Consider the following 23,480-nt stretch of genomic DNA (forward strand, 5'->3'; position numbering starts at 1 on the left):
CATGTCCCTGCGCCGAGTCCTGATCCCCGTCCTCGTCATGCTGCCCGTGCTGGCCGTGCTGCTCGGCCTCGGCACCTGGCAGGTCCAGCGCCTCGGCGCCAAGAACGCCCTGCTGGCGGAGATCGCGGCCGGGGAGGCCGCGCCCGCCCGGCCGCTCGGCGCCACGCCGCCCGCCGCCTGGACCAAGGTCGCCGTGACCGGCCGATTCGATCATGAACGGGAGGTGCTGCTCGGGCTCGAGGTCCGCGGCCCCGTGCTGGGTGCCCGGCTGGTCACGCCGTTGATCCGGGACGGCGCGCCGCCCGTGCTGGTCGATCGCGGCTGGGTGCCGGCGGACAAATCCGGGGTCATCGCGCGGCCGGCGGGGCCGGTGACGCTGGAAGCCTATGCGCGGCCCGGGGAGACGGCGGGGATGTTCTCCGCCACCGACGACCCGGCCGGCCGGCGCTTCTACACCTTCGATCCGCCGCTGATCGCCCGCAGCCTCGGCCTGCCGGCGCCGGAGCCCTTCGGGCTGGTCGCGCTCGGCACCGGCCCTGGCCTGCCGGACCCCGCGCGGACTCTGCCGCGCCCCACCAACAGCCATCTCGGCTATGCCGTCACCTGGTACGGGCTGGCCTTGTCCCTGCTCGGCGTCTTCGCCGCCTGGCTGCGCCGCCGCCTGAAGGAGCCCGCATGAGCACCCCCCCGAGCAGCACCAACGCCGCCTATGACCGCCTGGTGGCCCGCTTCGGCCGCATCGGCGCCATCGGGGAAGCCGCCGGCATCCTCTCCTGGGACGCCTCCGCCATGATGCCGCCGGGTGGCGGCGCCGCACGGGGCGAGCAGCTGGCCGCGCTGGCCGGCATCCGGCACGATTTGCTGGTGGCGCCGGAGGTGGCGGAGGACCTGGCCGCCGCCAGCGCCGAGGGGGCGTGGGAGGCCGCGAACCTCCGCCTCATGCGCCACGCCCATCGCCGCGCCACCGCCCTCCCGACCAGCCTGGTCGAGGCCATCGCGCGGGCCAATTCGAACTGCGAGAAGGTCTGGCGCATCGCCAAGCGCGACGCCGACTTCGCCAAGGTGAGGCCCCTGCTGGAGGAGGTCGTCCGCCTGGCGCGGGAGGAGGCGCAGGCCTATGGCGCGGCCCTCGGCCTCTCGCCCTATGACGCGCTGATGGATGGCTACCAGCCCGGCGTCACCGCCGCCGATGTCGATCCCGTCTTCGCGGCCTATGAATCCTGGCTGGCGGAGGCGCTGCCGAAGGCGGAGGCGATCCAGGCCGCGCGCGGCCCCGCCATGCCGCTCACCGGGCCCTTCCCGGTGGCGAAGCAGAGGGATCTCTGCGCGGCGATGGCGGCGACGGTCGGGCTCGACTTCGCCCATGCCCGCCTCGATGAAAGCCTCCACCCCTTCTGCGGCGGCAACCCGAGCGACGTTCGCATCACGACCTTCTATGACGAGCAGAACGTCGCCAAGGCACTGCTCGGCGTGCTGCATGAGACGGGCCACGCGATGTATGAGCGCGGCCTGCCCGCCGGCTTCGCCCGCCAGCCGGTGGGGGAGGCCGCGGGGATGGCGGCGCATGAATCGCAGTCGCTCATCGTCGAGATGCAGGCCTGCCGCTCAAACGCCTTTCTCGAATTCCTCGGCCGGAAGCTGCACGCGGCCTTCGGCGGCGATCCCACTCCCTATCAGGCTGCCAACCTGGCCAGGCTATGGCGCAAGGTGGAGCGAGGCTTCATCCGCGTCGACGCGGATGAGATGACCTACCCTGCCCATGTCATCCTGCGCTTCCGGCTCGAACGCGCGCTGATCGAGGGCGGGCTGGAGGTCGCGGACCTCCCCGCCGCCTGGAACGAGGGCCTGCAGGGGCTGCTCGGCATCACGCCCCCGGACGATGCGCTGGGCTGCCTGCAGGACATCCACTGGCATGACGGCGCCTTCGGCTACTTCCCGAGCTACACGCTGGGCGCCATGGCGGCCGCGCAGCTGATGGCGGCGCTGCGGCGGGCGGAGCCCGATCTCGACGCGCAACTCGCCGCCGGCGACATGGCGCCGATGATGCGCTGGCTGAACCAGGCGGTGCATGCGCAGGGCGCGCGGCTCGGCTTCCAGGACCTGCTGCGGCACGCCACCGGCAAGTCGCTGGACCCCGCCGACTTCACCGCGCATCTCTCGGCCCGCTACCTCGTGGATTGAAGGAAGGCGACGATCGCGGCGCGGTCCGCCGCGTCCCGCGCGCCGTTCCCGCCCATCCAGAGGCCCGGATACATCTCCTCCGGGTCTTCCAGGAAGCGGCCGAGGCGCGCGGCATCCCAGCGGTCCCCGGCGGCGCGGGCGGCTTCCAGCACCGGGGAGTAGTCGAAGCCCTCCGCGCCGCCGACCACCCGCCCGATGACGCCCGCCAGGTTCGGCCCCGGCCCGGGCGGCGCCCCGCGATCGACGGCGTGGCAACTGGCGCAGTGATCCTCGAAGGCGCGCCGCCCCTCCTGCGCCGCCGCCGGCAGCGCGGCCAGCAGCAGCGCCAGGGCAAGCCTCACAGCCCGTATTCGATCCGCACGATCCGGTCCGTGCCGGATTCGCCGCCCCAGGCCTCCCCGGCCACGCCATCCATCTGCCGGACATTGGCGTTGGCCTTGTCCGAGGGAAAGGACAGGAAGGTCTCATTGGCGGGGTCGAAGCGGACGATGGCGTTGGCCGGGAAGTCGGTCAGCCAGACCTTGTCCGTCGGATCGACCCAGACCGAATAGGCCCGCGGCCGATCGCCCGGCAGGCGCCATTGCCGCCAGGACCCGTCGCGCGGGTCATGGACGGAGACGTTGCCGCTGTTCCATTCGCTGATCCAGAGGCGGCCCTGGCTGTCGGACCAGACGCGCCGCGCGCCCTGGTTCGGCGTCGGCGGCTCCACGATCCGCACATGGCCGGTGGCGAGGTCGTCGATCTGCGCCAGGTGGTTGCCGGCCAGGGAGACGTACCAGATGCCGCCCTGCGGCGTGCGCGTGATGCCATAGGGCCCGCGGCCGCGCGGCGCCTCCCACACCTCCATCCGTTCGCTGGCGGGGGTGAAGCGGCCATAGATCCCGTTCTGCCCGGTGAACCACAGCGTGCCGGCGGGGTCGAAGACGCCGGTGTTGAGGTTCCCATTGGCGAAGCGCTCCGGCAGCTTCCAGAGCTGCACGCGATGGTCGGCGGGATCGACGCGGGCGATGGCGTTCTGCCCGCCCTCCGTCACCCAGGCCGCCCCGTCCGGCCCGCGGATGACGCCATGCGGCGCGGCCCGCGCCTCGCCCTGCGCCAGGCGGACCACGCGGATGGCGCCGGTCTTCGGGTCCAGCCGGTTCAGCGTGCCGTTGCGCTGGCCGCAGAACCAGAAGGTGCCGTCCCCGGCGGCGGTGATGTCGCGCGACCCGACGCGACCCGAGCCCGGGGTCGCCGCGTCGAAATAGGTCACGCGGAAACCGGGAGGGGTATTGGCGGCGGCGGGGCGGGGCAGGGTGGCGGCGCCGATGGCGGCACCCCCGAAGGCCAGCAGGTCACGGCGACGCATGGGCTTCCTCCGTTCGTGGCGGGCGGAGGATACCGCAGCGGCCGGGGGGCGGCGCAAGCGCCGCTCAGCGCTCCCGGTCCGGCGCGGGCCAGGCGAGGGCGTCGAAGCGCATCACAGGGATGCGAGCCACCGCCAGCGTCCGGTCCTGGATCGTCAGCGGCAGTTCCACCTCCGGCTGCCCCGCGGCGTTGGGACGGCTCATCAGCGGCAGGATCGCCCGCGCCGTGGCGGCGGCGCGGCGGCCCACCAGCCCCGCCTCCGCCAGCGCGTCCAGCGCCGGGCCGGCCCCCATGACGCGGAGCGACCCGGCGCCCATCGGCTGCAACCCCTCATCCAGCGCCAGGGTGGCGGAGGCCGCGGCCTCCACCGGCCCCCAGCGCAGGGTCAGGCTCTTCACCTCCAGCGTGCCGCCCGCATCCCGCCAGCTTTCGGCGCGCACCACCGGGAAGCGGCCGGGCGGCACCGGCCCGCTCAGGGCCATCTCCGCCGCCAGCGCGTTGATGCGGCGCCCGAAGGCGGCCGCGCGGCCGCCAGGTGCGGCGGGCAGGTCGATCTCCTCGGCCGAGGCATTCACCTCAAGCGCCGCCTCGCCCTCCGTCGCGGTGGAGGAGGTGTCGAGCGTCACCCGCGCGGCGCCGACCTCCATCGGCCCCGCCGGGGTCGATAGCCGGAGCCGCTCCGCCAGCACCTCTCCGCCGCGGGGCGGGGTGCCGACCTCCAGCGGCAGCAGCGCCACCAGCGTGTCGGCGGCGAAACGGAACTCGTCATCGCCGAGGCGCAGCCGCTGCGCGCCCGGCATCTCCACCCGCAGCCGGTCCACCCGCGGCAGCACCACGCGCAGCACCGCGCGCTCCGCCTGCAGGACGAAGCCGCCGGGCAGGGTGGCATCCCCGCCCTCGATCCGCAGGTTCGGCAGGATCAGCGCGGCGGAGAGCGGATAGCCCGCGCGCATGGGCGCCGCATGCTCCACGCGCCAGCCCTGGGCGCGGCGGATCTGCACCCAGGTGGCGAAGCCCTGCTCGATCTCCGTCGCCATCGCGCGCCACAGCAGCGCATGCCCGGCCCCGAGCGCGACCAGCGCCACCAGGGCGCCGAGGGCGATTCGGGGGGCGAGGGGCCGCCGGCGGCCGGGTGGCTTCATTTCCATCGTGGCAGGCGGTATAGCCCGCCCCCGCCCCACCGTGCAGACCTCATCCGCCCCTCCCGCCGCCGAAGCGCCGCCCATCGCCCCATGCGGGCACATGTGGGTCTTCGCCTATGGTTCGCTGATCTGGCGGCCTGGTTTCGATCATGCGGGCAGCCAGGCGGCGCTGCTGCAGGGCTTCCATCGGCGCTTCTGCCTCTGGTCCCATCACTACCGCGGCACGCCGGAGGCGCCGGGCCTGGTGCTGGGGCTTGATCGCGGCGGCGCCTGCCGGGGCGTCGCCTTCCGCGTGCCGGGCGCGGCGGCGGCGGCGGTGCTGCGCTACCTCGATGACCGGGAACTGCCGGATGGGGCGGAGGTGGTCTATCACCGTCGCGTGGTGCCGGTGCGCCTGGTGGGGCAGGGCAGCACCGTGCCGGCCGTGACCTATGTCGCGAACCGCGCCTGCCGCCTCTATGTCCGCCACCTGGCGCCGGAACAGGCAGCCGCGACCATCGCACGCGGGGTCGGGCGGATGGGGCCGAACCGGGACTACCTGCTCAATACCCTGGCCCATCTGCAGGCCATGGGCGTGCGGGATGCAGGGTTGGCGCGGATTGCGGCGCTACTGCCCGAAGCCTGAGCGACTAGCATTCATCCACCGCGCCGAGGTGTGGTCGTTACAACCTCGGGTTGGTGGAGCAAAGATGAACGGCCGGATCAGCGATGGTTGCAGGTCGCGGTGATTTGCTTTTTGAATTCAACGGGTTACACCCTGGCTGATGCAGGGTCATCGACCCCGCGGTAACAGTGCATTGCAGAATAGCGGGCTGCCGCAGGCGCTTGGAGCCCGAGGCTGGCGCTGGGCGCGAATGGAAGACCCACAGACTTATCCACAGGCTTATCCCTGCGGCTCCGCCATCAATCGATCCGTCTCCGTCTCGATTTGCTCCTCCAGCGCCGCCAGCAGCTTCGCGCGGTTGAGGCCCGGCGGCAGCGGCGGCAGGACGGAGATGCGGATGGTGCCGGGATGCTTCAGGAAGGCCCGACGGCCCCAGACACGACCGCTATCGGTGGCGACCGGCACGACCCCCGCGCCCGTGGCCGCGGCGATGGCGACGACGCCGGGCTGATAGGGCACGCGCTCCCCCACCGCGGTCCGCGTTCCCTCGGGGAAGATCACGACCTGCCGGCCTTCCTCCACCGACGCGGTCGCGGCGCGCAGCATGGCCCGCAGCGCGGGTCCGCCGCCTTCGCGGTCCACCGGGATCATGCCCGCCCGCCTGGCGTAATGGCCGTAGAGCGGGATGCTCAGCAGTTCCTTCTTCATCACATAGGCCGGCTGCTTGAGCAGGCCGAGCCAGACGATGGTGTCGAAGGCCGATTGGTGCTTGGCCGCGATCACCACGCCGCCGGGCGGGATGTTCTCCCAACCCCTGATGTCGATCTTCACCCCGACCACGTATCGCAGCGCCTGGATCACCAGCCAGGACCAGAGGTTGGCCGTGCGCATGGCGGCTTCGCGCGACATGAACAGCGTCGGGATCGCCACCAGCACCATGACGATGGTGATGCCGAAGAACAGGATGTTGAACAGCAGCGATCGCAGCCAGACCACGGGGTAGGATCTCATCGACGGGCGGACTCCCTGGCCGGCAGGTAGCGAGTGAGGCCGGCGGCGGCCGTCCCATACTTCACAAATTCGCCGAGCATCAGGGCCCATCGGCGTCCGCGCGGCAGCGCCGCGAAGGAAGCCGGGCGGACGGGATGCGGCTGGAGGTCCACACCGGGCAGGGCGCGGCGGAACTCCAGCATCGCGCGCGGCATGTGGTAGGCCGCCGTGACCAGGCGGATGGACCGGATGCCCCGCGCCTGCGCGAAGGCCGCTGCCTCCGCCGCATTGCCGATGGTGGTGGCCGCCGCATGCCCCAGCATGACCCGCCCGGCCAGGCTGCCGGGTGCCCTGCCATGCACGCGCGCCAACTCGGGCAGCGTCAGCGTGGCATGCGCGCCGGAGACCAGCAGCAGCGGCGCCGCGCCGGCATCCAGCAGTCGCAGCGCGGTCTCCACCCGTTCGGCGCCACCGGTCAGCACGACGATGGCGTCGGCGGGTGCGGCGGCGGGGTCGGGCAGGGCGCGCACGGCACCGAGGAAGGCCTGGAAGCCGAGGCCCAGCGCCAGCAGGGCCACCAGCCCCGCCACGCCCAGGCGGAGCAGCCGGCGGCGCATCAGGGCAGCCGGTGCAGCCAGCGGCGCACCGTCGCCTGGGCCGTCGCCCATCCCACCAGGAAGGCCACGGGCGGCAGCGCCACCAGCCCCGGCCAGGGCAGCCCGGCCAGGCTGTCCATGGCGCCGGCGCTGCCGAGCCAGGGCCCCGCCAGGTCGATCAGCAATGCCAGCGCCGGCACGGCGGCCGCGGTGCCGACCAGCGCGCCGCCGGCGGCCAGCAGCCCCAGCCGCCGGGCGAAGCGGCCGGCGATGTCGCCATCCCGCGCGCCAAGCCCGTGCAGCACCTCGATCGCGTCCCGCCGCGCCGCCAGGCCGGCCCGGGTGCCGACGGCCACGACGGCCGCCGCCACCAGCCCGACCAGCACCAGCACCACCAGCGCCAGCGCCTGCAGGCTGCGCGCCAGCGCCGCCAGCCGCTGGACCCAGAGGCCATGCGCCTCCACCAGCGCGCCGGGCACGGCCTCCGCCAGCCGGTCCCCGATCAGGACCGGATCGACGCGCGTGTCTCGCAGCCGCAGTTCCAGCACGCCGGGGACGGGGATGGAGGGAGCGGCGCCGAGCCAGGGGCGGAGCAGCCCCGCCAGCCGTTCCGGGTCCATCGCCTGGGCGTCATCGACCTCCGGCATGGCCCGGAGCGTGGCCAGCGCCCGCTGCACGCGGGCCTGGTCGGCATCGGGGATCTGCACCGTGACGGCCGCCGCGGCGCCGCGCTGCCAGCGATCCGCCAGCGCCGCCGCCCCTTGCGCGCCGGCCAGGGCCAGCGCGGCCAGCAGCGCCATCGCCGCCACCAGCCCCGGCAGCAGCAGCCCCGACAGCGCCCGGCGCAGGCCGAGCGGATCGCGCGAATAGCGCCGGCGCCTAGCCAAGGTCGGGATCCCGCCGGGGTGGTGGGGGCGGGGAGGGCGCCTCCGGCACCGCGTCCTCCTCCTCCGGCGCCGCAAAGCGATCCACGGTCAGGTCCGCATCGATGCCGCGCGCGCCATCGGGGTCATGCAGCCTGCCATCCCGCAGCACCAGCGCGGGGGCGGGGAAGCGCGCCACCAGGTCCTCGTCATGCGTCGCCACCACCACCGTGGCGCCCAGGCGGTTCATCTCCCGCAGCAGGGCCAGCAGGCGGCGGGCCTGCCGGTTGTCGAGGTTGCCCGTCGGTTCATCCGCCACCAGCAGCGCCGGGCGGTGGACCACGGCGCGGGCGATGGCGACGCGCTGCTGTTCGCCGCCCGAAAGTTCCGGCGGCAGGCTCCCCGCCTTCCCGTCCAGGCCGACCCATTTCAGGATCTCGTTCACATCGGCGCGCAGCGATGCCTCCGGCCGTCCCGCGAGCCGCAGCGGCAGGGCCACGTTGTCGAAGGCGGAGAGGTAGGGCAGCAGCCGGAAATCCTGGAACACCACGCCGATCCGCCGCCGCACCGGCGCCAGTGCGGCGCGCGCGGCGCGGGAGGATCGGAGCCCCAGCACCTCCACCTCCCCCCGCGTGGGTCGCAGGGCGAGGTGCATCAGGCGCAGCACGGAGGATTTGCCCGCCCCGGAGGGGCCGAGCAGCCAGGTGAAGGACCCGGGCGGCAGGGCGAAGGTGACGTCGACCAGCGCCTCCGGCCCCCAGGATCCGGTATGCGGGCCGCCGCCGGGGTAGCGAAGGCCGACGGCTTCGAAGCGAACCATGGGCGATGTCTGCCATGGGCGCGCGGTGACGCCAAATGATCATCGCGGGCTTGATCACGCGCCTATTGCTCACGCGGGGGTGTATCACGCGGCGCGACAAGCCTGCTGGACGAGAGCCCTCAGGTAACGTCACTCTGCCGCACCGATGCGAATCGCCTGCCCGAGCTGCGCCGCCGAATACGAGGTCCCCGACGCCGCCCTGGCCGCCGGCCCCCGGCTGCTGAAATGCGCCCGCTGCGGTCACCAGTTCCAGGCCGCGCTGCCCGAAGCCGCGGCGCCCGAGCCGGCCATGGCGCCGTCACCCGCCCCGGCGCCTGATCCCGCACCACCCGAGGCAGCCCCACCCCCGCCGGCCCCATCCGCGGACCGGCCGCCGCCCTCCCGCGGCCCGACGCAGTCCATGCCGATCGATCCGCCCCTGCCGCGCCTCAGCGATGCGCCGGCCAGCCCGCCGGACCGGCTGGCGCTGGCGGGCTGGATCATGACGCTGGTGGTGGTGGCGCTCGGCACCTATGCCGGCTTCGCCTTCCGGGGGGAGATCATGGAGGCCTGGCCGGCCTCCGCCAGGCTCTACCAGGCCCTCGGCCTCAGCTGATCCCGAGCACGCGGCGGGCATTCCGCGCATCGGCCGCGATCGCGTCCTGCAGCGCCTGCAGGCCATCGAACTTCGCATCCGCCCGCAGGAAGGCGCGGATCCGCACGCCGATCTCCTGGCCGTAGAGGTCGCCCGAGAAGTCGAAGAGGTGAACCTCCAGCCGCGTCACCGGATCGCCGCCCAGCGTCGGCCGGCGGCCGACATTGGCGACCCCGGGCACCAGCCTGCCATCCGCGAGCCGCACCGTCACGGCATAGACGCCGCGCGCCGGTTCCAGCTGCCGGCCGAGCAGGATGTTGGCCGTCGGCCAGCCGAGCTCGCGGCCGAGCTTGTCGCCGTGGAAGACCTCGCCGCGCAATTCCCAGTCCCGGCCCAGCATGGCGGCCGCGAGGTCCGGATAGCCGTCCTGCAGCACGCGGCGGATGCGGGTGGAGGAGACGGGGCCGGCGGCGTCCGTCACGGCCGGCACCACGGTCAGGCCGATGCCGCGCTTCTCCGCTTCCCGCGCCAGGAAGGCGACATCGCCGCCGCGGCGATGGCCGAAGGCGAAGTCGGCGCCGCAGGCCAGGTGCTTCGCGCCGATGCCCTGGTGCAGCACCTCCTCCACGAAGGATTCCGCGGACATGGCGGCCAGTTTTTCGCCGAACGGGATGGCGAAGACGGTCCGCGCGCCGAGTGCGCCGAGCGCCTCCGCCTTGGCCGCCAACACGGTCAGGCGGAAGGGCGGGTCGTCGGGGCGGAAATGCTCCCGCGGATGCGGCTCGAAGGTCAGCGCCGCCAGCGGCAGGTCGGGCCGCGCCCCATGCGCCGCCCGCAGCACCGCCGCATGGCCGAGATGCACGCCATCGAAATTGCCAAGCGCGACGGTGGCGCCGCGCGCCGCCTCCGGCACGCCGTGCCAGTCCTGGATGATGGTCATGCCTGGTGCGGCCGCAGCCAGGGCAGCACCTCCGGCGGCGGGCGGAAGGCGGCGAGCTTGTCGAGCGCCTCCTCCACCGTCGCCGCCTGCATGGCGAGCGGCCGCTGGCCGGGGCGGACGAAGCCCTCCTGCTGCATGAAGTCGAGCGTCTTGAGGAAGGGCTGCCAGAAGCCCTCGGTGTCCAGGAACACCACGCCCTTGGCCTGGATGCCGAGCTGCGCCCAGGTCAGCGCCTCCACCGCCTCCTCCAGCGTGCCGAAGCCGCCGGGCAGCACGATGAAGCCGTCCGAGAGGTCGGCCATCATCGCCTTGCGTTCATGCATGGTGTCGACGACATGCATCTCGACCCCGCCGCCATGGCCGACCTCCCGCTTCAGCAGGCCGTGCGGGATCACGCCGATCACCTCCGCCCCCGCCTGCAGCGCGGCATCGGCGGCGATGCCCATCAGCCCGACCGCGCCGCCGCCATAGACCAGGCCTAGGCCGCGCTTCGCCACGACACGCCCGAGTTCACGCGCGGCTTCCGCATAGGCCGGCCGCACGCCGGGCATGGAGCCGCAGAAGACACAGACGCGCTTGAAGGATCCGCTCATGCCTGCCGCTCCTTCCTCGCGGCGATGGCGGCGCGGGACGGCACGGCGACCAGCGCCTCCCCCTCCAGCACCGGGTTGCCCTTCACCAGGCAGACGGTGCGCAGGGTGGCGCGATGCTTCTCGGTGTTCAGGGCGGTGATCTCCACGATGGCGGTGACGGTATCGCCGATCCGCACGGGGGCGCGGAAGCGCAATGACTGGGACATGTAGATCGTCCCCGGCCCCGGCAATTGCGTGCCCATGACCTTGGTGATCAGCCCCGCCGCCAGCATCCCATGGGCGATCCGTTCGCCGAAGATCGAATCCTTCGCGTATTCGGCGTTCAGGTGCATCGGGTTCGTGTCGCCCGTCACCGCGGCGAAGAGCACGATGTCGGCTTCCGTGATCGTCTTGCCGAAGGAGGCCTTCTGGCCGACGGCCAGATCCTCGAAGAAGCAGCCTTCCTCCATCCGCGCCGTCCCTGGTTGCAGCGCGCTCCCGTTAGCCCCGGGGACAGGGGTGGGCAAGCATGGACAACCCCCCGCCCGCTTGCGAGAAACCTGCCCCCACCAGCAGACGGACAGGACCAGATGCCCCAGACCCAGCTTGGCACCGCGGAGCAGCTTCTCGCCGAACTCCGGGGCTGGGTGGAGCATGAGACGCCGACCACCGACGCCGCCGCCGTCAACGGCCTGATGGACCGCTGCGAGGCCGAGCTCCGTGCCGTGGGCGGCGCCATCACCCGGCTGCCCGGCCGCGACGGCTTCGGCGACACGCTGATCTGCCGCACCCCCGGCACCGGCGCGCCGGTCGTCGTGGCCGGCCACCTGGACACGGTCTGGGACCATGGGACGCTGGCCGGGCCGATGCCCTTCCGGATCGATGGCGAGCGTGCCTATGGGCCGGGGATCTACGACATGAAGGCAGGCTCCTTCATGGCCTTCCATTCGGTGCGGGAGATCCTGCGCCAGAAGGTCGCGACGAAGCGCCCCATCACCCTGCTGCTGACGCCCGATGAGGAAGTCGGCAGCCCGACCAGCCGCGAGCCCATCGAGGAAGCCAGCCGCGGCGCCCGCGCCGTGCTGATCCCGGAACCCGCCGGTGCCGGCGGCGCCTGCGTCACGGCCCGCAAGGGCGTGGGCCGCTTCGTGGTCGATATCCGCGGCGTCTCCGCCCATGCCGGCGGCAACTGGGCGGAGGGGCGCAGCGCCGTCGTCGCGCTGGCGCGGCTGATCCTCAAGGTGCATGGGATGACGGACCTCGATGCCGGCATCACGACGAATGTCGCGCCGATCTTCGGCGGCACGCGCCCGAACGTGATCCCGCCCGAGGCGGGCTGCGAGATCGACCTGCGCGTGCCGACCATCGCGGAGGGCGGGCGGATGGAGGCGATGATCCTGGGCCTGGCCGGGGAGAGCGACGGCATCGCCATCACCGTCACCGGCGGCATGAACCGCCCGCCCTTCGCGGAGACGGACGCGATCGTCGAGCTCTACAACCGCGCGGCCGCCTTCGCGCAGCAGCATGGCTATGCGCTGCCGACGCAGCATCGCGGCGGCGGCTCGGATGGCAACTTCACCGCGGCACTCGGCATCCCGACGCTGGATGGCCTCGGCTGCACCGGCGCCGGCGCCCATGCGCCGCATGAGCACATCCTCTGGCGCGACCTGGCGCCGCGCTGCGCGACCTTGTGTGGCCTGCTGGAGACGATCGACTGAGCGCGATCGCGCTCTACGCCCTGGCGGCGCTGGCGGAGATCGCCGGCTGCTTCGCCGCCTGGGCGGTGCTGCGGGAAGGGCGCAGCGCCTGGTGGCTGCTGCCGGGGCTGCTGTCCCTCGCGCTCTTCGCCTGGCTGCTGACGCGCATCGACGCCGCCTTCGCCGGCCGCGCCTTCGCCGCCTATGGCGGCATCTACATCGCGGCCTCGCTCGGCTGGATGTGGGTGGTGGAGGGGGCGCGGCCGGATCGCTGGGACCTGATCGGCCTTGCCTTCTGCCTGGCCGGCGCCGGCATCATCCTGCCCGCGCCACGCCCCACCGGCTGAGGAATACCGCCATGCCAACCCCCCGCGCCCTGATCGTCGGCACCGGCCCCGGCTTCTCCGCCAGCCTCGCCCGCAAGCTGGCGGGGGAGGGATACAGCGTCGCCCTTGCCGCCCGGAACACGGACAAGCTTGCGGCGCTGGCCGCCGAGACCGGCGCGACCCTCCATGCCTGCGACGCCAGCGACCCCGCGGCGGTCGCCGCGCTGTTCGGGAAGCCGGAGGCCGCCGAGGCGGAGGTGGTGCTCTACAACGCCAGCTTCCGCGTCCGCGGCCCGACCATCGATCTCGATCCCGAGGATGTCCGCCGCACGATGGAGGTCTGCGCCTTCGGCGCCTTCCTCGTCGCGCAGCAGGCCGCGCGTCACATGCTGCCGCGCGGCCGGGGCACCATCCTGCTGACCGGTGCCTCCGCCGGGGTGAAGGGCTTCGCGCGGTCGGCCCCCTTCGCGATGGGGAAGTTCGCGCTGCGCGGGCTGGGCCAGGCGCTGGCGCGGGAACTGCACCCGCAGGGCATCCATGTCGTCCACATCGTCGTCGATGGCGGCATCCGCAGCGAACGTCGCCCCGACCCCGGCGCCGATACGCTGATCGACCCCGACGCGATCGCGGAGGCCGCGCTGCACGCCATCCGCCAGCCCCGCAGCGCCTGGTCCGCCGAGATCGAGCTTCGCCCGTGGGTGGAGACCTTCTGACAACTTCGCTAGCCTTTCCGGCACCAGCAAGGACGCCACCCATGCAGGACGCCCAGGGCAATGCGCTGACCGTCGAGTCGGAGGAAGCCGCCCGCGCCTTCGACCACGTCATCGCCGGCTTTCTCAACTACCGCTTCGACACCGGCCTGCGCCTCAAGGCCTTCCGCACGCTCGACCCCACGGCGCCGCTGGGCCAGCTTCTCTCCGGCTACTTCGCCCTCATGGCCTATGACCGCGGCATGGCGCCCCGCGCACTGGCCGCCGTCGCGGCCGCGGAGGCGATGCCCGCCAACCCCCGCGAACGCGCCCACATGGCCGCGCTGCGCGAATGGGCGGAAGGCCGGCCCGAAGGCGCGCTCTCGGCCTGGGAGCGGATCATCGCCGACCACCCCCACGACCTCCTCGCCTTCCGCCTGCACCATTTCTCCGCCTTCTGGATGGGCGAGCCCGGCCGCATGCGCGCGGCGGTGGAGCGGGTGATGCACCGCTGGTCGGAGGCGATCCCGGGCTATGGCAGCGTCCTCGCCTGCCGCTGCTTCGCGCATGAGGAATGCGGCGACTACCTGATCGCCGAACAGGCCGGCCGCCAGGCCGTGGCGATGGACCGCGGCGACCTCTGGGCCGCCCATGGCGTGGCGCATGTGCTGGAGATGCAAGGGAGGCGCACGGAGGGCCTGGACTGGATCCGGGCGCTCGAGCCGAACTGGGACGGCGGCAACAATCTGATGCACCATCTCTGGTGGCACCAGGCCATGTTTCACATGGAACGTCGCGAATACGGCGCGGTGCTCGACCTCTACGACACGCGCTTCCGCAACCTTTCCTCCCCGGTCACCCAGGCGCAGCCCGACCTCTACATCGACATGCAGAACGCGGCCTCCATGCTGTTCCGGCTGCAACTCCGCGGCCTCGATCCCGGCGACCGCTGGACGGAGCTGGCGGAGAAGGCCGAGGCGCGGATCGGCGACACGCTCTCCGCCTTCACCCAGCCGCACTGGATGATGGCGCTGGTGGCGACCGGCCGCCGCGCCGCCGCGACGCGCCTGCTGGAAGCGCTGGGGGAAGCGGGCCGCGCGAATACCCACCACGCCGCCATCCTGCGGGAGGCCGCGCTGCCCGCCTGCCAGGCGGTGATGCTGCATGGGGAGGGCCGCTTCGCCGAGGCCGTGGCGGTGCTGCGCCCGGCGCTGGGCGCGCTGCATCGCCTCGGTGGCAGCCACGCGCAGCAGGACGTGCTGGAACAGCTCTTCCTCGACGCTGCCATGAAGGCGGGCAGCGCGGAGGATACGCGGCTTGCCCTGGAACGCGCGGCCGGCCGCTACGCCCTCTCGCCCGCCCGGCGCATCGGCTATGCGGAGGCGGCGCTGGCGGTGCCGTTCTGATCCCTCGGAACAAGCTTTCTTGACACCCCTCCCACAGCCGGAAGTTGTTGTCGCGCGTCCCGCCCGCTGATACGGATTCTTCCAACACGCCGGGATACCTCCCGGCAGCCGGGACATGTTCCCGGCAAGGCGGGAGAGACGGGATGGCCAAGCTCAACGTGAACGGGCGCGTGATCGAGGTGCAGGTGGAGGACGACACCCCCCTGCTCTGGGTGCTCCGCGAACAGCTCGAACTCACCGGGACAAAATATGGCTGCGGCATCGCGCAATGCGGCGCCTGCACCGTGCATGTGGATGGCGTGGCCACGCGGTCCTGCGCCATGCCCGTCTCCGCCTTCGACGAGAACCAGAAGATCGTGACGATCGAGGGCCTGTCGCCGGACAGCAGCCACCCCATCCAGCAGGCCTGGCTGGCGCTGGACGTGCCGCAATGCGGCTTCTGCCAGTCCGGCATGATCATGGCCGCTGCCGCCCTGCTGGCGAATACCCCCCGCCCGACGGAGCAGCAGATCCGGGAGGAAGTCACCAACATCTGCCGCTGCGGCACCTACAACCGCGTGCTGGCCGGCATCCAGCGCGCCGCCGGCACCGCCGGCGCGGCCGGCTGAGGGGGGTGCGCATCATGAACGCGATCACCAAGCCCTCGCGCCGGGGTGTCCTCGGCACCGCCGTCGCCGCGGCCGGCGCCTTCACCTTCGGCTTCCGCTTCCCCGCGCCCTCCAAGGCGCTGGCGCAAGGGGCGGCCGCACCGGCCTCGCCGGAGATCAATGCCTGGGTCGTCGTGAAGCCCGACGACACCGTCATCATCCGCATCGCGCGGTCGGAGATGGGGCAGGGCACGCTGACCGGCCTCGCCCAGATGGTGGCCGAGGAGCTGGAATGCGACTGGGCCAAGGTCACGACGGAATACCCGACACCGGGCCAGAACCTGGCGCGCGGCCGGATCTGGGGGAACATGTCCACGGGCGGCAGCCGCGGTATCCGTGACAGCCACGAATACGTCCGCAAGGGCGGCGCCGCGGCGCGCATGATGCTGGTCCAGGCCGCCGCCAATGGCTGGGGCGTCGCGCCCGGCGAATGCCGTGCGGCCAACAGCGTCATCACCCATACGCCCACCGGCCGCACCACCACCTTCGGCGCCGTCGCCGAGGCCGCCATGCGCCTCACGGCGCCGGCCGCCGCCGATGTGCCGCTGAAGGACCCGCGCGACTGGAAGCTCATCGGCCAGCCCGTCGCGCGGCTCGACACCCGCGCCAAGCTGAATGGCAGCCAGGTCTATGGCATGGACCTGAAGCTGCCGGGGATGCTGAACGCCGCCATCCACGCCTGCCCGGTCTTCGGCGGCACCGTCGCCGCGGTGGACAGCGCGGAGGCCGAGCGCATGCCCGGCGTGAAGCGCGTGCTGCGCGTGGGCGACAATGCCGTCGCCGTCGTCGCCGATACGTGGTGGCGCGCCCATAAGGCGCTGGAGGCGGTGAAGATCACCTGGAACAACGGGGAGCACGCCAACGCTTCCTCCGCCGCCTTCCGCGACGTGATGATGCAGGCCTTCGACGCGCCCCAGGCAGCGGTCGGCAACCGCAACGGCGATGCGGCCGCCGCCATCGCGGGCGCCGCGCGCAAGGTGGAGGCCATCTACGGCTATCCCCACCAGAACCACGCCTGCATGGAGGTGATGAACGCCACCGCCGTCTGGACGCCGGAGCGCTGCGAGGTCTGGACCCCGACCCAGAATGGCGAAGCGGCGCACGCCGCCACCGCCGAGGCCTCCGGCCTGCCGCCCGCGCGCTGCGAGGTGCACAAGATCCACCTCGGCGGCGGTTTCGGACGTCGCGGCGCGGTGCATGACTGGGTGCGCCAGGTCGTCGCCATCGCGAAGGAGATGCCCGGCACGCCGATCAAGCTGATCTGGACGCGGGAGGAGGACATGCTCCAGGGCCGCTTCCACCCCGTGACCATGTGCAAGCTGACCGCGGGGCTGGACGCGCAGGGCAACCTGACCGGCCTTCAGATGCGCATCAGCGGCCAGTCCATCGTCGCCGGCATCTTCCCGCAGAACATCCGGGATGGCCGCGACCCCGTAGTCTTCCAGGGGCTGAATGCGGGCGGCGGCGAGGCCGATATCGGCTACAGCTTCCCGAACCTGCTGATCGACCACGCCATGCGCAACCCGCATGTGCCGCCGGGCTTCTGGCGCGGCGTGAACCTGAACCAGAACGCGATCTACCTCGAATGCTTCCTGGATGAGGTGGCGCATGCGGCGGGGAAGGATCCGCTGGAATTCCGCCGGTCCCTGATGGCCAACCACCCGAAGCACCTGGCCGTGCTGAACGCCGTCGCGGAACGCGCGGGCTGGGGCACGCCGGCTGCCGCCGTCAACGGCCAGGCCGTGCATCGCGGCCTCTGCGTCACCCATGGCTTCGGCGCCTATGTCGCGGCCTGTGCGGAGGTTTCCGTCAGTGATGCCGGGGAGGTGAAGGTGCATCGCATCATCGCCGCGACGGACCCGGGCCATGCCGTGAACCCGCAGCAGATCGCCGCCCAGGTGGAAGGCAGCTTCGTCTATGGGCTGTCGGCCGCGCTCTATGGCGAATGCACGGTCAAGGACGGCAGGATCGAGCAGACCAACTTCGACAGCTACCCGGTCATGCGCATGATCGACATGCCGAAGGTGGAGACGATCGTACTGCCGACGGGCGGCTTCTGGGGCGGCGTCGGGGAGCCGACCATCGCCGTCGCCGCGCCTGCCGTGCTGAACGCGATCTTCGCCGCCACCGGCAAGCGCATCCGCCAGCTTCCGCTGCAGCAGGCGGATCTGCGCCGGACGTGAGGGCCTTCGCGCTGGCGCTGCTGATGGCGGCGCCAGCCTTCGCGGCAGAGGAGGCGCCACCCGGCGCCTCCACCTGCCTCGGCTGCCATTCGCCGGTGCGCGCCGATGCCGCCATCCCCCCGCTGCGCGGGCGGGATGCGGCGGCGGTCGCGGCGGCGATGCGGGAGTTCCGGGAAGGGACGCGCCCCGCAACGCTGATGGACCGCCTGGCGCGCGGCTTCACCGAGGAAGAGAGCCAGGCCATCGCCGCCTGGATCGTGCGATGAAGGCCACGCGACGCGCCCTGGCCGCGCTGCTGCTGCCGGCGCCGGTCTTCGCGCAGGCTCGCCCGCGCGTCGTGGTGGTCGGTGGCGGCTTCGGCGGCGCCACCGCCGCGCGGTCGCTCCACCGCGCCGGCATCGCGACGACGCTGGTCGAGGCCAGCGCCACCTACACCGCCTGCCCCTTCAGCAACGCCGTCATCGCCGGGCTGCGCGGGATGGCGGCGCAGCGCTTCGGCTATGATGCGCTGCGGGCAGAGGGGATCACTGTCGTGCACCAGCGCGCCACGGGCGTGGATGCCACGGCCCGGCGCGTGACCCTGGTCGATGGCACCACGCTGCCCTTCGACCGCGCCTTGCTCTCGCCCGGCATCGAGATCCGCTTCGATGGGTTGCCCGGCTATGACGAAGCGGCCGCCGAGGTCATGCCCCATGCCTGGCAGGCCGGCCCGCAGACGGAACTGCTGGCCGCGCAACTGCGGGACATGCCGGATGGCGGCACCGTCGTCATGGTCGTGCCCCCCAACCCCTATCGCTGTCCGCCCGGGCCCTACGAGCGGGCCTCCCTCATCGCGCATTTCCTGAAATCGAGAAAACCGCGGTCGAAGCTGCTGGTGCTGGATGCGAAGGACGTCTTCAGCAAGCAGCGGTTGTTCGAAGCCGCCTGGGCCAGCCTCTATCCGGACACCCTCGAATACGTGCCCCTCGCCATGGGCGGCCGCGTGACGGAGGTCGATCCGAAGTCGCGCCGCGTCACCACCGATTTCGGCACGCAGGACGGCGCGGTGGTGAACGTCATTCCGCCCCAGCGCGCGGGCGCCATCGCGCAGCTTGCCGGCGTCGCTGACCGCTCCGGCTGGTGCCCCGTCGATCCCGCCAGCTTCGAGAGCCGGCTGGTGCCGGGCGTGCATGTGATCGGCGACGCCATCATCGCCGGCGCCATGCCGAAATCCGCCTTCGCCGCGAATGCGCAGGCCCGGGTCGCCGCCGCGGCGATGGTGGCGCTGCTGGCCGGGCGCGCGGTGCAGGCGCCCAAGCTGCTGAACACCTGCTACAGCCTGGTGGCGCCGGAATACGGCATCTCCGTCGCGGGCGTGTACCAGCCCGCGAACGGCCTGCTGACGGATGTGTCGGGCGCGGGCGGCACCAGCCCGCTGGAGGCGCCTGCCGGCGTGCGGGCGGCGGAGGCGCGCTACGCGGAGGATTGGTTCGCGACGATCACGGCTGATGTTTTCGGCTAGGGCAAGCGAACTGCAACCCTCTCCCCTCTGTGGGGCGAGAGGGCTTGTCATGGCCATCCTGGCCCTCCTCCTCCTCATCCCCTCCGCGCGTGCGGATGAAGCACCCCTGACCGCCACGCCCGGCGACGCCACCCGCGGCCGCGCCATCGTCGCCGACCGCACACGTGGCCTCTGTCTGCTCTGCCACTCCGGCCCGATCCCGGAGGAGCGCTTCCAGGGCAACCTGGCGCCGCCCCTCGATGGCGCGGGCCTTCGCTGGACCGCTGCCGAACTCCGGCTGCGCCTGGTGGATGGCAAGCGCTTGAACCCGGACAGCATCATGCCTTCCTACTACCGGACCGAGGGCCTGCACCGCGTCGCCCCCGCCCAGCGCGGCCGCCCCATCCTGGCGGCGCAGGAGATCGAGGACGTGATCGCCTATCTGCTGACCCTGCGTGAGGAGCCGCCACGATGATCGTGCCGACACGCCGCCTGCTGCTCGCGGCCCCCGCCCTGCTGCTGCTGCCCCGCCAGGCCGATGCCACGCCCGAAGCCATGGCGGAGGCCGTGCGCGGCTTCACCGGCGGCGCGCCCGTCACGCCGGGCCGCGTCGCGCTCGACATCTCGCCGCTGGTGGAGAACGGCAACACCGTGCCGCTCTCCGTCATCGTCGAAAGCCCGATGACGGAGGAGGACCACGTCCGCGCCATCGCCGTCTTCAACGAACGCAACCCGCAGCCGCATGTCATCACCGCGCAGCTCGGCCCGCGCGCCGGTCGCGCGCTGCTCTCCACCCATATCCGGCTGGCGACGTCGCAGACGCTGCTGGCGGTGGCCGCGCTGTCCGATGGCAGCTTCTGGTCGGACCGCGCGCAGGTCGTCGTGACCCTCGCCGCCTGCATCGAGGGTTGAGCCCATGGCCCGCGTCCTGATCAACGTGCCGCGCAGCGCGAAGCGCGGCGACATCATCACCATCCGCACCCTGATCCAGCACACGATGGAAACGGGCTACCGCCCCAATGCGCAGGGGGAGGTCGTGCCCCGCGACATCATCCGCCGCTTCACCTGCAGCTATGACGGCGCGGTCATCTTCAGCGCCGAACTGTCGCCAGCGATCGCCGCCAATCCGTTCCTGTCCTTCACCACCGTCGCCACGCGCTCCGGCACGGTGACGATGACCTGGGAAGGCGACAACGGCTTCGCGCAGACGGAGACGCGCCCGATCGAGGTGACATGAGGCGCACCCTGGCGCTGCTGCTGCTGGCGCTGCCCGCTTCCGCGCAGGATCGCCGATCGGGCTTCGAGGACATGGCGCGGGAGACGCAGGCCATGCAGCGCGACGACATGCAGAACCCCGGCATGCTCTGGGTGGCGGAAGGCGAGGAGCGCTTCAACCGCGACTGCACGTCCTGCCACACCGAGGCCTCGATGCGCGGCGTCGCCGCGCGCTACCCCGCCTGGGACGAGGCGACGGGCGCGCCGATCGACCTCGCCGGCCGCATCAGCGCCTGCGTGGAGCGCCACCAGCGCGCGACGCCGCCGGCGCGGGAGAGCCAGGCGCTGCTGGCGCTGACAGCCTATGTCGCGCACCAGTCGCGCGGATTGCCGATCAGCCGCCCGACCGATCCGCGCCTGGCGCCGGCGCTGGCGCAGGGGCGCGCGTTGTATGGGGAGCGTCGCGGCCAGCTCGACCTCTCCTGCGTCCAGTGCCATGACGACAATGCGGGGCGGCGGCTGGCGGGCAGCGTGATCCCGCAGGCGCATCCCACGGGCTATCCGCTCTATCGCCTGGAATGGCAGGGGCTGGGGTCGCTGCAGCGGCGGCTGCGCGGCTGCATGACGGGCGTGCGGTCGGAGCCCTTCGCCTATGGCGCGGCCGAATATGTCGCGCTGGAGATTTTCCTCAATGACCGCGCCGCGGGGATGGCCATCGAGACTCCCGCGGTCAGGCCTTAGACTCCGCGATCAGACGTGCGCGCAATTCGCGCCGCAGCACCTTGCCCATGCTGTTGCGCGGCAGGTTCTCCACGAAGCGAATCTCCTTCGGCACCTTGTAGCGGGACAGCTTCTCCCGGCACAGCGCCGTCAGGGTCGCGGCATCGACATGCATGCCGGGGCGCAGCACGACGAAGGCGGTCACGGCTTCCCCGAAATAGGGGTGCGGGGCGCCGGTGACGCCGCATTCGGCCGCGGCGGGATGCGCCAGGATCACCTCCTCCACCTCCCGCGGATAGATGTTCTCGCCGCCGCTGATGACCATGTCGTTCTTGCGGTCGACCAGGTAGACGAAGCCTTCCTCATCCTGTCGCGCCAGATCGCCGGTGACGAACCAGTCGCCCCGCGTGCCGGCCGCCGTCGCCTCCGGCATGTTGAGGTAGCCCGAGAACATGTAGGGCGAGCAGACCCAGAGTTCGCCGACCTCGCCCTGCGGCACTTCCTGGCCATCACCGTCGCAGATGCGGATCTGCGTCGCGGGATAGGGAAGGCCGACGCAGGCCTGCTTGCGCAGCTGGTCCTTCGGCCCGAGCGAGGTGGCGATGGAGGTCTCCGTCGTGCCGTAGCGCTCGAACAGCTTGCCCTCGCCGAAATAGGCGACGATGCGTTCCTTGGTGGCCTGGGGCAGTGGCGCCGTGCCGCTGATGGCGGCCTTCATCGACCGCATGTCCCACTGCGCCCGCTTCGCCTCCGGCAGCGCGAAGAGCGCGGCGAAATGCGCCGGCACGATATAGGCGCTGGTCGCCTGGAAGCTGGTGATGGTGCCCATCAGGCTGTCGATGTCGAAGCGCGGCAGGATCTCCACCTGGCCGCCGAACCAGATCGGCGTCAGCGCCATCAGGAAACCCGCGCCGTGGAACATCGGCGTCGTCGCGACGGCGCGATCCTCCGGCGTGTAGCAGCGATGCTCGGCCGCCATCGCATAGCCCGACAGCACGCGCCCGCGATGCGACAGCTGCACGCCCTTCGGCCGGCCCGTGGCGCCGGAGGTATAGGGGACGGAGAAGATGTCGTGCTCCGTGACCTCCACGGGGCAGGGGCCCGCCGAGGCCTCTGCCAGCAGCGCCTCATAGGCCGGGCCGATGACGATGAAGCGCTCGACGGAGGGCGCGGCGGCGCGCGCCACCTCCTCCAGCGCCGCCGAGACGAACATCACGCGGGCACCGCTATCCTCCACGATGAAGCGGATCTCGGGCGGTGCGGCGGCGGGGCCGATGGTGGCGGCGGCGACGCCCGCTTCCGCCATGCCGCAGACGATCTCCATGTATTCGAGGCAGTTCGCCGAGAACACCGCCGCGCGTTCCCCATGCCGCAGGCCGAGCCCCGCATGCACCAGGTTGGCCACGCGCGCGATGCGATCGACCAGCCGCGCATAGGTCAGCGAACGCCCGCTCTCCCGCATGGCCACCTTGTCCGGCGTGCGCCCCGCGGAGGCACGGATGCCGTCGGAGATGAGCATGTGGCGCGCGGCGCCGCGTCGCGTGAAATCGGGCATGGCGCGGAGGATCGTGGCCGCGCGCGGGCGCTGTCAATCCGTCGCAGCTTGACAGTCTGGGCGCAGCAGTGCGCGATGCCACGCATGGCACGTCCGCATATCGAATGGATCCAGGCGCAGGCCCTGCCGTGGCAGCGCGATGCGATCGCAGCGCGCGAAGGCGCCGATGCGAAGATTCTCTCGCGTGATGACGAGACCGGCGCGCTCTCCTGCATCATCCGCTACCCCGCCGGCTATGCGCGCGGGCCGGAATGGCTGGCGGCGGATGAGGAGTTCTGGGTGCTGGACGGCAGCATCGTGATCGATGGTGTCGAATACGGCGAACACACCTATGCGCACCTTCCGAAGGACATGCCGCGCAGCGGTCTTTCGTCGGAGCATGGCGCCGCCGTGCTGACCTTCTTCTCCGCCACGCCGGTCGCGACAGCGGGCGGGGAGGGACGTGCCTTCGACGAACGCCGCCTGGTGCGGCGCCTCGCCGCCGCCGACAACATCTGGGATGGCGATTTCGCGTCGATGGGCCTGCAATCCATGGCCAGCACCGCGCGCATGCGCCGCCTGCGCACGGATCCCGACACGGGCGAGATCACCTACCTCACCGCGACCATCGCCTTCCGCCAGGGCGAGCGCAGCGAACGCCATCCGGTGGTGCAGGAGTTCTTCCTGATCGCCGGCGAACTCGCCGGCGATCTCGGCACCATGCAGGCCGGCGCCTATTGCTGGCGCCCGCCCTTCTTCAAGCACGCGCCCTACGGATCGCCGACCGGCACGCTGCTGCTGTTCCGCAGCATCGGCGGCCCGCAGACCACGGATTGGGAAGACCCAGACCAGCCCTTCACCTGGAAGCCCGAACACAAGCCGGTGCTGCCGCCCGACCTCGCGCCGCTGATGGCGAAGCCCTGGCCGCGGCCCAGTCGCTATTGAGGCCCCGCC

Annotated in this window: 28 protein-coding genes; 17 read left to right on the forward strand and 11 right to left on the reverse strand. The window is 72.1% G+C overall.

The annotated features are described in order from the left end of the window. Position 1: 1 nt before the first annotated feature. Positions 2–679: an SURF1 family protein gene (locus tag G3576_RS23455; protein WP_164696903.1), complete on the forward strand. Its 678-nt coding sequence runs from the start codon at positions 2–4 to the stop codon at positions 677–679. After that, positions 676–2,181: a carboxypeptidase M32 gene (locus G3576_RS23460; protein WP_164696904.1), complete on the forward strand. Its 1,506-nt coding sequence runs from the start codon at positions 676–678 to the stop codon at positions 2,179–2,181. Before G3576_RS23455 ends, G3576_RS23460 begins: the two co-directional genes overlap by 4 nt. Here the strand turns inward: G3576_RS23460 and G3576_RS23465 are convergent. The 3 genes from G3576_RS23465 to G3576_RS23475 form a co-directional block, all read right to left on the reverse strand. Continuing rightward, positions 2,166–2,522 carry a c-type cytochrome gene (locus G3576_RS23465; RefSeq protein WP_207623006.1) on the reverse strand — a complete coding sequence of 119 codons (357 nt, stop codon included), beginning with the start codon at positions 2,520–2,522 and terminating at the stop codon, positions 2,166–2,168. The two genes, G3576_RS23460 and G3576_RS23465, sit on opposite strands and share 16 nt — an antisense overlap. Then, positions 2,519–3,529 carry a Vgb family protein gene (locus tag G3576_RS23470; RefSeq protein WP_164696905.1) on the reverse strand — a complete coding sequence of 337 codons (1,011 nt, stop codon included), beginning with the start codon at positions 3,527–3,529 and terminating at the stop codon, positions 2,519–2,521. Before G3576_RS23470 ends, G3576_RS23465 begins: the two co-directional genes overlap by 4 nt. A gap of 64 nt (positions 3,530–3,593) precedes the next feature. Continuing rightward, positions 3,594–4,670: a DUF2125 domain-containing protein gene (locus G3576_RS23475; RefSeq protein ID WP_164696906.1), complete on the reverse strand. Its 1,077-nt coding sequence runs from the start codon at positions 4,668–4,670 to the stop codon at positions 3,594–3,596. Positions 4,671–4,770: 100 nt separating this feature from the next. On the opposite strand from G3576_RS23475, the gene G3576_RS23480 reads away from it, so the two are divergent. Further along, the gene (locus G3576_RS23480) at positions 4,771–5,295 is read left to right on the forward strand and encodes a gamma-glutamylcyclotransferase (protein ID WP_164696907.1); all 525 of its coding nucleotides are present in this window, start codon (positions 4,771–4,773) and stop codon (positions 5,293–5,295) included. A gap of 258 nt (positions 5,296–5,553) precedes the next feature. Here the strand turns inward: G3576_RS23480 and G3576_RS23485 are convergent, their stop codons facing one another. From G3576_RS23485 to G3576_RS23500, 4 genes are read right to left on the reverse strand one after another with little or no spacing between them, the layout of a single operon-like run. Continuing rightward, positions 5,554–6,285, reverse strand: coding sequence for a lysophospholipid acyltransferase family protein (locus tag G3576_RS23485; RefSeq protein WP_207623007.1), 732 nt, complete (start codon positions 6,283–6,285; stop codon positions 5,554–5,556). Next, positions 6,282–6,881, reverse strand: coding sequence for a YdcF family protein (locus G3576_RS23490; RefSeq protein ID WP_164696908.1), 600 nt, complete (start codon positions 6,879–6,881; stop codon positions 6,282–6,284). The genes G3576_RS23485 and G3576_RS23490 overlap by 4 nt, the downstream gene beginning before the upstream one ends. Further along, a complete protein-coding gene (locus G3576_RS23495) occupies positions 6,881–7,747 on the reverse strand; it encodes a cell division protein FtsX (protein WP_164696909.1) in 867 nt (288 codons plus the stop codon). The genes G3576_RS23490 and G3576_RS23495 overlap by 1 nt, the downstream gene beginning before the upstream one ends. After that, on the reverse strand, positions 7,740–8,543 hold the full coding sequence (locus G3576_RS23500) for a cell division ATP-binding protein FtsE (protein ID WP_164696910.1): 804 nt from the start codon (positions 8,541–8,543) through the stop codon (positions 7,740–7,742). The genes G3576_RS23495 and G3576_RS23500 overlap by 8 nt, the downstream gene beginning before the upstream one ends. 145 nt (positions 8,544–8,688) lie before the next feature. On the opposite strand from G3576_RS23500, the gene G3576_RS23505 reads away from it, so the two are divergent. Further along, positions 8,689–9,138 (forward strand): zinc-ribbon domain-containing protein, encoded by a 450-nt coding sequence (locus G3576_RS23505; protein ID WP_164696911.1) that lies wholly within the window; start codon positions 8,689–8,691, stop codon positions 9,136–9,138. Here G3576_RS23505 and G3576_RS23510 read toward each other — a convergent pair. From G3576_RS23510 to G3576_RS23520, 3 genes are read right to left on the reverse strand one after another with little or no spacing between them, the layout of a single operon-like run. Further along, positions 9,131–10,057 carry a bifunctional riboflavin kinase/FAD synthetase gene (locus tag G3576_RS23510; protein WP_164696912.1) on the reverse strand — a complete coding sequence of 309 codons (927 nt, stop codon included), beginning with the start codon at positions 10,055–10,057 and terminating at the stop codon, positions 9,131–9,133. The genes G3576_RS23505 and G3576_RS23510 overlap by 8 nt on opposite strands. Beyond that, entirely contained in the window at positions 10,054–10,650 is a 597-nt protein-coding gene (locus G3576_RS23515) for an LOG family protein (protein ID WP_164696913.1), read from the reverse strand. The genes G3576_RS23510 and G3576_RS23515 overlap by 4 nt, the downstream gene beginning before the upstream one ends. Continuing rightward, positions 10,647–11,099 carry a MaoC family dehydratase gene (locus tag G3576_RS23520; RefSeq protein WP_164696914.1) on the reverse strand — a complete coding sequence of 151 codons (453 nt, stop codon included), beginning with the start codon at positions 11,097–11,099 and terminating at the stop codon, positions 10,647–10,649. The genes G3576_RS23515 and G3576_RS23520 overlap by 4 nt, the downstream gene beginning before the upstream one ends. Positions 11,100–11,219: 120 nt before the next feature. Between G3576_RS23520 and G3576_RS23525 the strand changes: the two genes are divergently transcribed. The 12 genes from G3576_RS23525 (at position 11,220) to soxA (ending at position 21,013) form a co-directional block, all read left to right on the forward strand. Further along, complete coding sequence (locus tag G3576_RS23525) at positions 11,220–12,347, forward strand: M20 family metallopeptidase (protein WP_164696915.1); 1,128 nt, start codon at positions 11,220–11,222, stop codon at positions 12,345–12,347. Beyond that, positions 12,320–12,673 carry a YnfA family protein gene (locus tag G3576_RS23530; protein WP_456237354.1) on the forward strand — a complete coding sequence of 118 codons (354 nt, stop codon included), beginning with the start codon at positions 12,320–12,322 and terminating at the stop codon, positions 12,671–12,673. The genes G3576_RS23525 and G3576_RS23530 overlap by 28 nt, the downstream gene beginning before the upstream one ends. An 11-nt stretch (positions 12,674–12,684) precedes the next feature. Further along, entirely contained in the window at positions 12,685–13,365 is a 681-nt protein-coding gene (locus G3576_RS23535; RefSeq protein WP_164696916.1) for an SDR family NAD(P)-dependent oxidoreductase, read from the forward strand. Between the two features lie 41 nt (positions 13,366–13,406). After that, complete coding sequence (locus G3576_RS23540; protein WP_164696917.1) at positions 13,407–14,747, forward strand: tetratricopeptide repeat protein; 1,341 nt, start codon at positions 13,407–13,409, stop codon at positions 14,745–14,747. Positions 14,748–14,890: 143 nt separating this feature from the next. Continuing rightward, the gene (locus tag G3576_RS23545) at positions 14,891–15,355 is read left to right on the forward strand and encodes a (2Fe-2S)-binding protein (RefSeq protein ID WP_164696918.1); all 465 of its coding nucleotides are present in this window, start codon (positions 14,891–14,893) and stop codon (positions 15,353–15,355) included. A gap of 14 nt (positions 15,356–15,369) precedes the next feature. After that, positions 15,370–17,577 (forward strand): xanthine dehydrogenase family protein molybdopterin-binding subunit, encoded by a 2,208-nt coding sequence (locus tag G3576_RS23550; protein ID WP_164696919.1) that lies wholly within the window; start codon positions 15,370–15,372, stop codon positions 17,575–17,577. Beyond that, positions 17,574–17,843: a c-type cytochrome gene (locus G3576_RS23555; protein ID WP_207623008.1), complete on the forward strand. Its 270-nt coding sequence runs from the start codon at positions 17,574–17,576 to the stop codon at positions 17,841–17,843. The genes G3576_RS23550 and G3576_RS23555 overlap by 4 nt, the downstream gene beginning before the upstream one ends. Continuing rightward, the gene (locus G3576_RS23560) at positions 17,840–19,078 is read left to right on the forward strand and encodes an NAD(P)/FAD-dependent oxidoreductase (protein WP_164696920.1); all 1,239 of its coding nucleotides are present in this window, start codon (positions 17,840–17,842) and stop codon (positions 19,076–19,078) included. Before G3576_RS23555 ends, G3576_RS23560 begins: the two co-directional genes overlap by 4 nt. Positions 19,079–19,127: 49 nt before the next feature. Continuing rightward, a complete protein-coding gene (soxX, locus tag G3576_RS23565; RefSeq protein ID WP_207623009.1) occupies positions 19,128–19,532 on the forward strand; it encodes a sulfur oxidation c-type cytochrome SoxX in 405 nt (134 codons plus the stop codon). Then, positions 19,529–19,969, forward strand: coding sequence for a SoxY-related AACIE arm protein (locus tag G3576_RS23570; RefSeq protein WP_164696922.1), 441 nt, complete (start codon positions 19,529–19,531; stop codon positions 19,967–19,969). The genes soxX and G3576_RS23570 overlap by 4 nt, the downstream gene beginning before the upstream one ends. Positions 19,970–19,973: 4 nt before the next feature. Continuing rightward, entirely contained in the window at positions 19,974–20,294 is a 321-nt protein-coding gene (gene soxZ, locus G3576_RS23575) for a thiosulfate oxidation carrier complex protein SoxZ (protein WP_164696923.1), read from the forward strand. Next, positions 20,291–21,013 (forward strand): sulfur oxidation c-type cytochrome SoxA, encoded by a 723-nt coding sequence (gene soxA / locus G3576_RS23580; protein WP_164696924.1) that lies wholly within the window; start codon positions 20,291–20,293, stop codon positions 21,011–21,013. Before soxZ ends, soxA begins: the two co-directional genes overlap by 4 nt. Here the strand turns inward: soxA and G3576_RS23585 are convergent. Continuing rightward, on the reverse strand, positions 21,003–22,547 hold the full coding sequence (locus tag G3576_RS23585) for a class I adenylate-forming enzyme family protein (RefSeq protein ID WP_164696925.1): 1,545 nt from the start codon (positions 22,545–22,547) through the stop codon (positions 21,003–21,005). The genes soxA and G3576_RS23585 overlap by 11 nt on opposite strands. An 84-nt stretch (positions 22,548–22,631) precedes the next feature. Between G3576_RS23585 and G3576_RS23590 the strand changes: the two genes are divergently transcribed. Then, the gene (locus G3576_RS23590) at positions 22,632–23,471 is read left to right on the forward strand and encodes a cupin domain-containing protein (protein WP_164696926.1); all 840 of its coding nucleotides are present in this window, start codon (positions 22,632–22,634) and stop codon (positions 23,469–23,471) included. Positions 23,472–23,480 lie beyond the last annotated feature (9 nt).

The organism is Falsiroseomonas algicola (assembly GCF_011040385.1).
GTDB lineage: Bacteria > Pseudomonadota > Alphaproteobacteria > Acetobacterales > Acetobacteraceae > Falsiroseomonas > Falsiroseomonas algicola.

Excerpts from the sequence above, each read along its gene's own strand:
- G3576_RS23545 (WP_164696918.1), top strand. The coding sequence starts at position 14,891 with ATGGCCAAGCTCAACGTGAACGGGCGCGTGATCGAGGTGCAGGTGGAG.
- G3576_RS23550 (WP_164696919.1), top strand. The coding sequence starts at position 15,370 with ATGAACGCGATCACCAAGCCCTCGCGCCGGGGTGTCCTCGGCACCGCC.
- G3576_RS23560 (WP_164696920.1), top strand. The coding sequence starts at position 17,840 with ATGAAGGCCACGCGACGCGCCCTGGCCGCGCTGCTGCTGCCGGCGCCG.
- G3576_RS23475 (WP_164696906.1), bottom strand. The coding sequence starts at position 4,670 with ATGAAGCCACCCGGCCGCCGGCGGCCCCTCGCCCCCCGAATCGCCCTC.
- G3576_RS23590 (WP_164696926.1), top strand. The coding sequence starts at position 22,632 with ATGGCACGTCCGCATATCGAATGGATCCAGGCGCAGGCCCTGCCGTGG.
- G3576_RS23485 (WP_207623007.1), bottom strand. The coding sequence starts at position 6,285 with ATGAGATCCTACCCCGTGGTCTGGCTGCGATCGCTGCTGTTCAACATC.
- G3576_RS23535 (WP_164696916.1), top strand. The coding sequence starts at position 12,685 with ATGCCAACCCCCCGCGCCCTGATCGTCGGCACCGGCCCCGGCTTCTCC.
- G3576_RS23455 (WP_164696903.1), top strand. The coding sequence starts at position 2 with ATGTCCCTGCGCCGAGTCCTGATCCCCGTCCTCGTCATGCTGCCCGTG.
- G3576_RS23470 (WP_164696905.1), bottom strand. The coding sequence starts at position 3,529 with ATGCGTCGCCGTGACCTGCTGGCCTTCGGGGGTGCCGCCATCGGCGCC.
- soxA (WP_164696924.1), top strand. The coding sequence starts at position 20,291 with ATGAGGCGCACCCTGGCGCTGCTGCTGCTGGCGCTGCCCGCTTCCGCG.
- G3576_RS23525 (WP_164696915.1), top strand. The coding sequence starts at position 11,220 with ATGCCCCAGACCCAGCTTGGCACCGCGGAGCAGCTTCTCGCCGAACTC.
- G3576_RS23585 (WP_164696925.1), bottom strand. The coding sequence starts at position 22,547 with ATGCCCGATTTCACGCGACGCGGCGCCGCGCGCCACATGCTCATCTCC.
- G3576_RS23460 (WP_164696904.1), top strand. The coding sequence starts at position 676 with ATGAGCACCCCCCCGAGCAGCACCAACGCCGCCTATGACCGCCTGGTG.
- soxZ (WP_164696923.1), top strand. The coding sequence starts at position 19,974 with ATGGCCCGCGTCCTGATCAACGTGCCGCGCAGCGCGAAGCGCGGCGAC.
- G3576_RS23520 (WP_164696914.1), bottom strand. The coding sequence starts at position 11,099 with ATGGAGGAAGGCTGCTTCTTCGAGGATCTGGCCGTCGGCCAGAAGGCC.
- soxX (WP_207623009.1), top strand. The coding sequence starts at position 19,128 with ATGGCCATCCTGGCCCTCCTCCTCCTCATCCCCTCCGCGCGTGCGGAT.
- G3576_RS23540 (WP_164696917.1), top strand. The coding sequence starts at position 13,407 with ATGCAGGACGCCCAGGGCAATGCGCTGACCGTCGAGTCGGAGGAAGCC.
- G3576_RS23505 (WP_164696911.1), top strand. The coding sequence starts at position 8,689 with ATGCGAATCGCCTGCCCGAGCTGCGCCGCCGAATACGAGGTCCCCGAC.
- G3576_RS23510 (WP_164696912.1), bottom strand. The coding sequence starts at position 10,057 with ATGACCATCATCCAGGACTGGCACGGCGTGCCGGAGGCGGCGCGCGGC.
- G3576_RS23490 (WP_164696908.1), bottom strand. The coding sequence starts at position 6,881 with ATGCGCCGCCGGCTGCTCCGCCTGGGCGTGGCGGGGCTGGTGGCCCTG.
- G3576_RS23515 (WP_164696913.1), bottom strand. The coding sequence starts at position 10,650 with ATGAGCGGATCCTTCAAGCGCGTCTGTGTCTTCTGCGGCTCCATGCCC.
- G3576_RS23570 (WP_164696922.1), top strand. The coding sequence starts at position 19,529 with ATGATCGTGCCGACACGCCGCCTGCTGCTCGCGGCCCCCGCCCTGCTG.
- G3576_RS23480 (WP_164696907.1), top strand. The coding sequence starts at position 4,771 with ATGTGGGTCTTCGCCTATGGTTCGCTGATCTGGCGGCCTGGTTTCGAT.
- G3576_RS23500 (WP_164696910.1), bottom strand. The coding sequence starts at position 8,543 with ATGGTTCGCTTCGAAGCCGTCGGCCTTCGCTACCCCGGCGGCGGCCCG.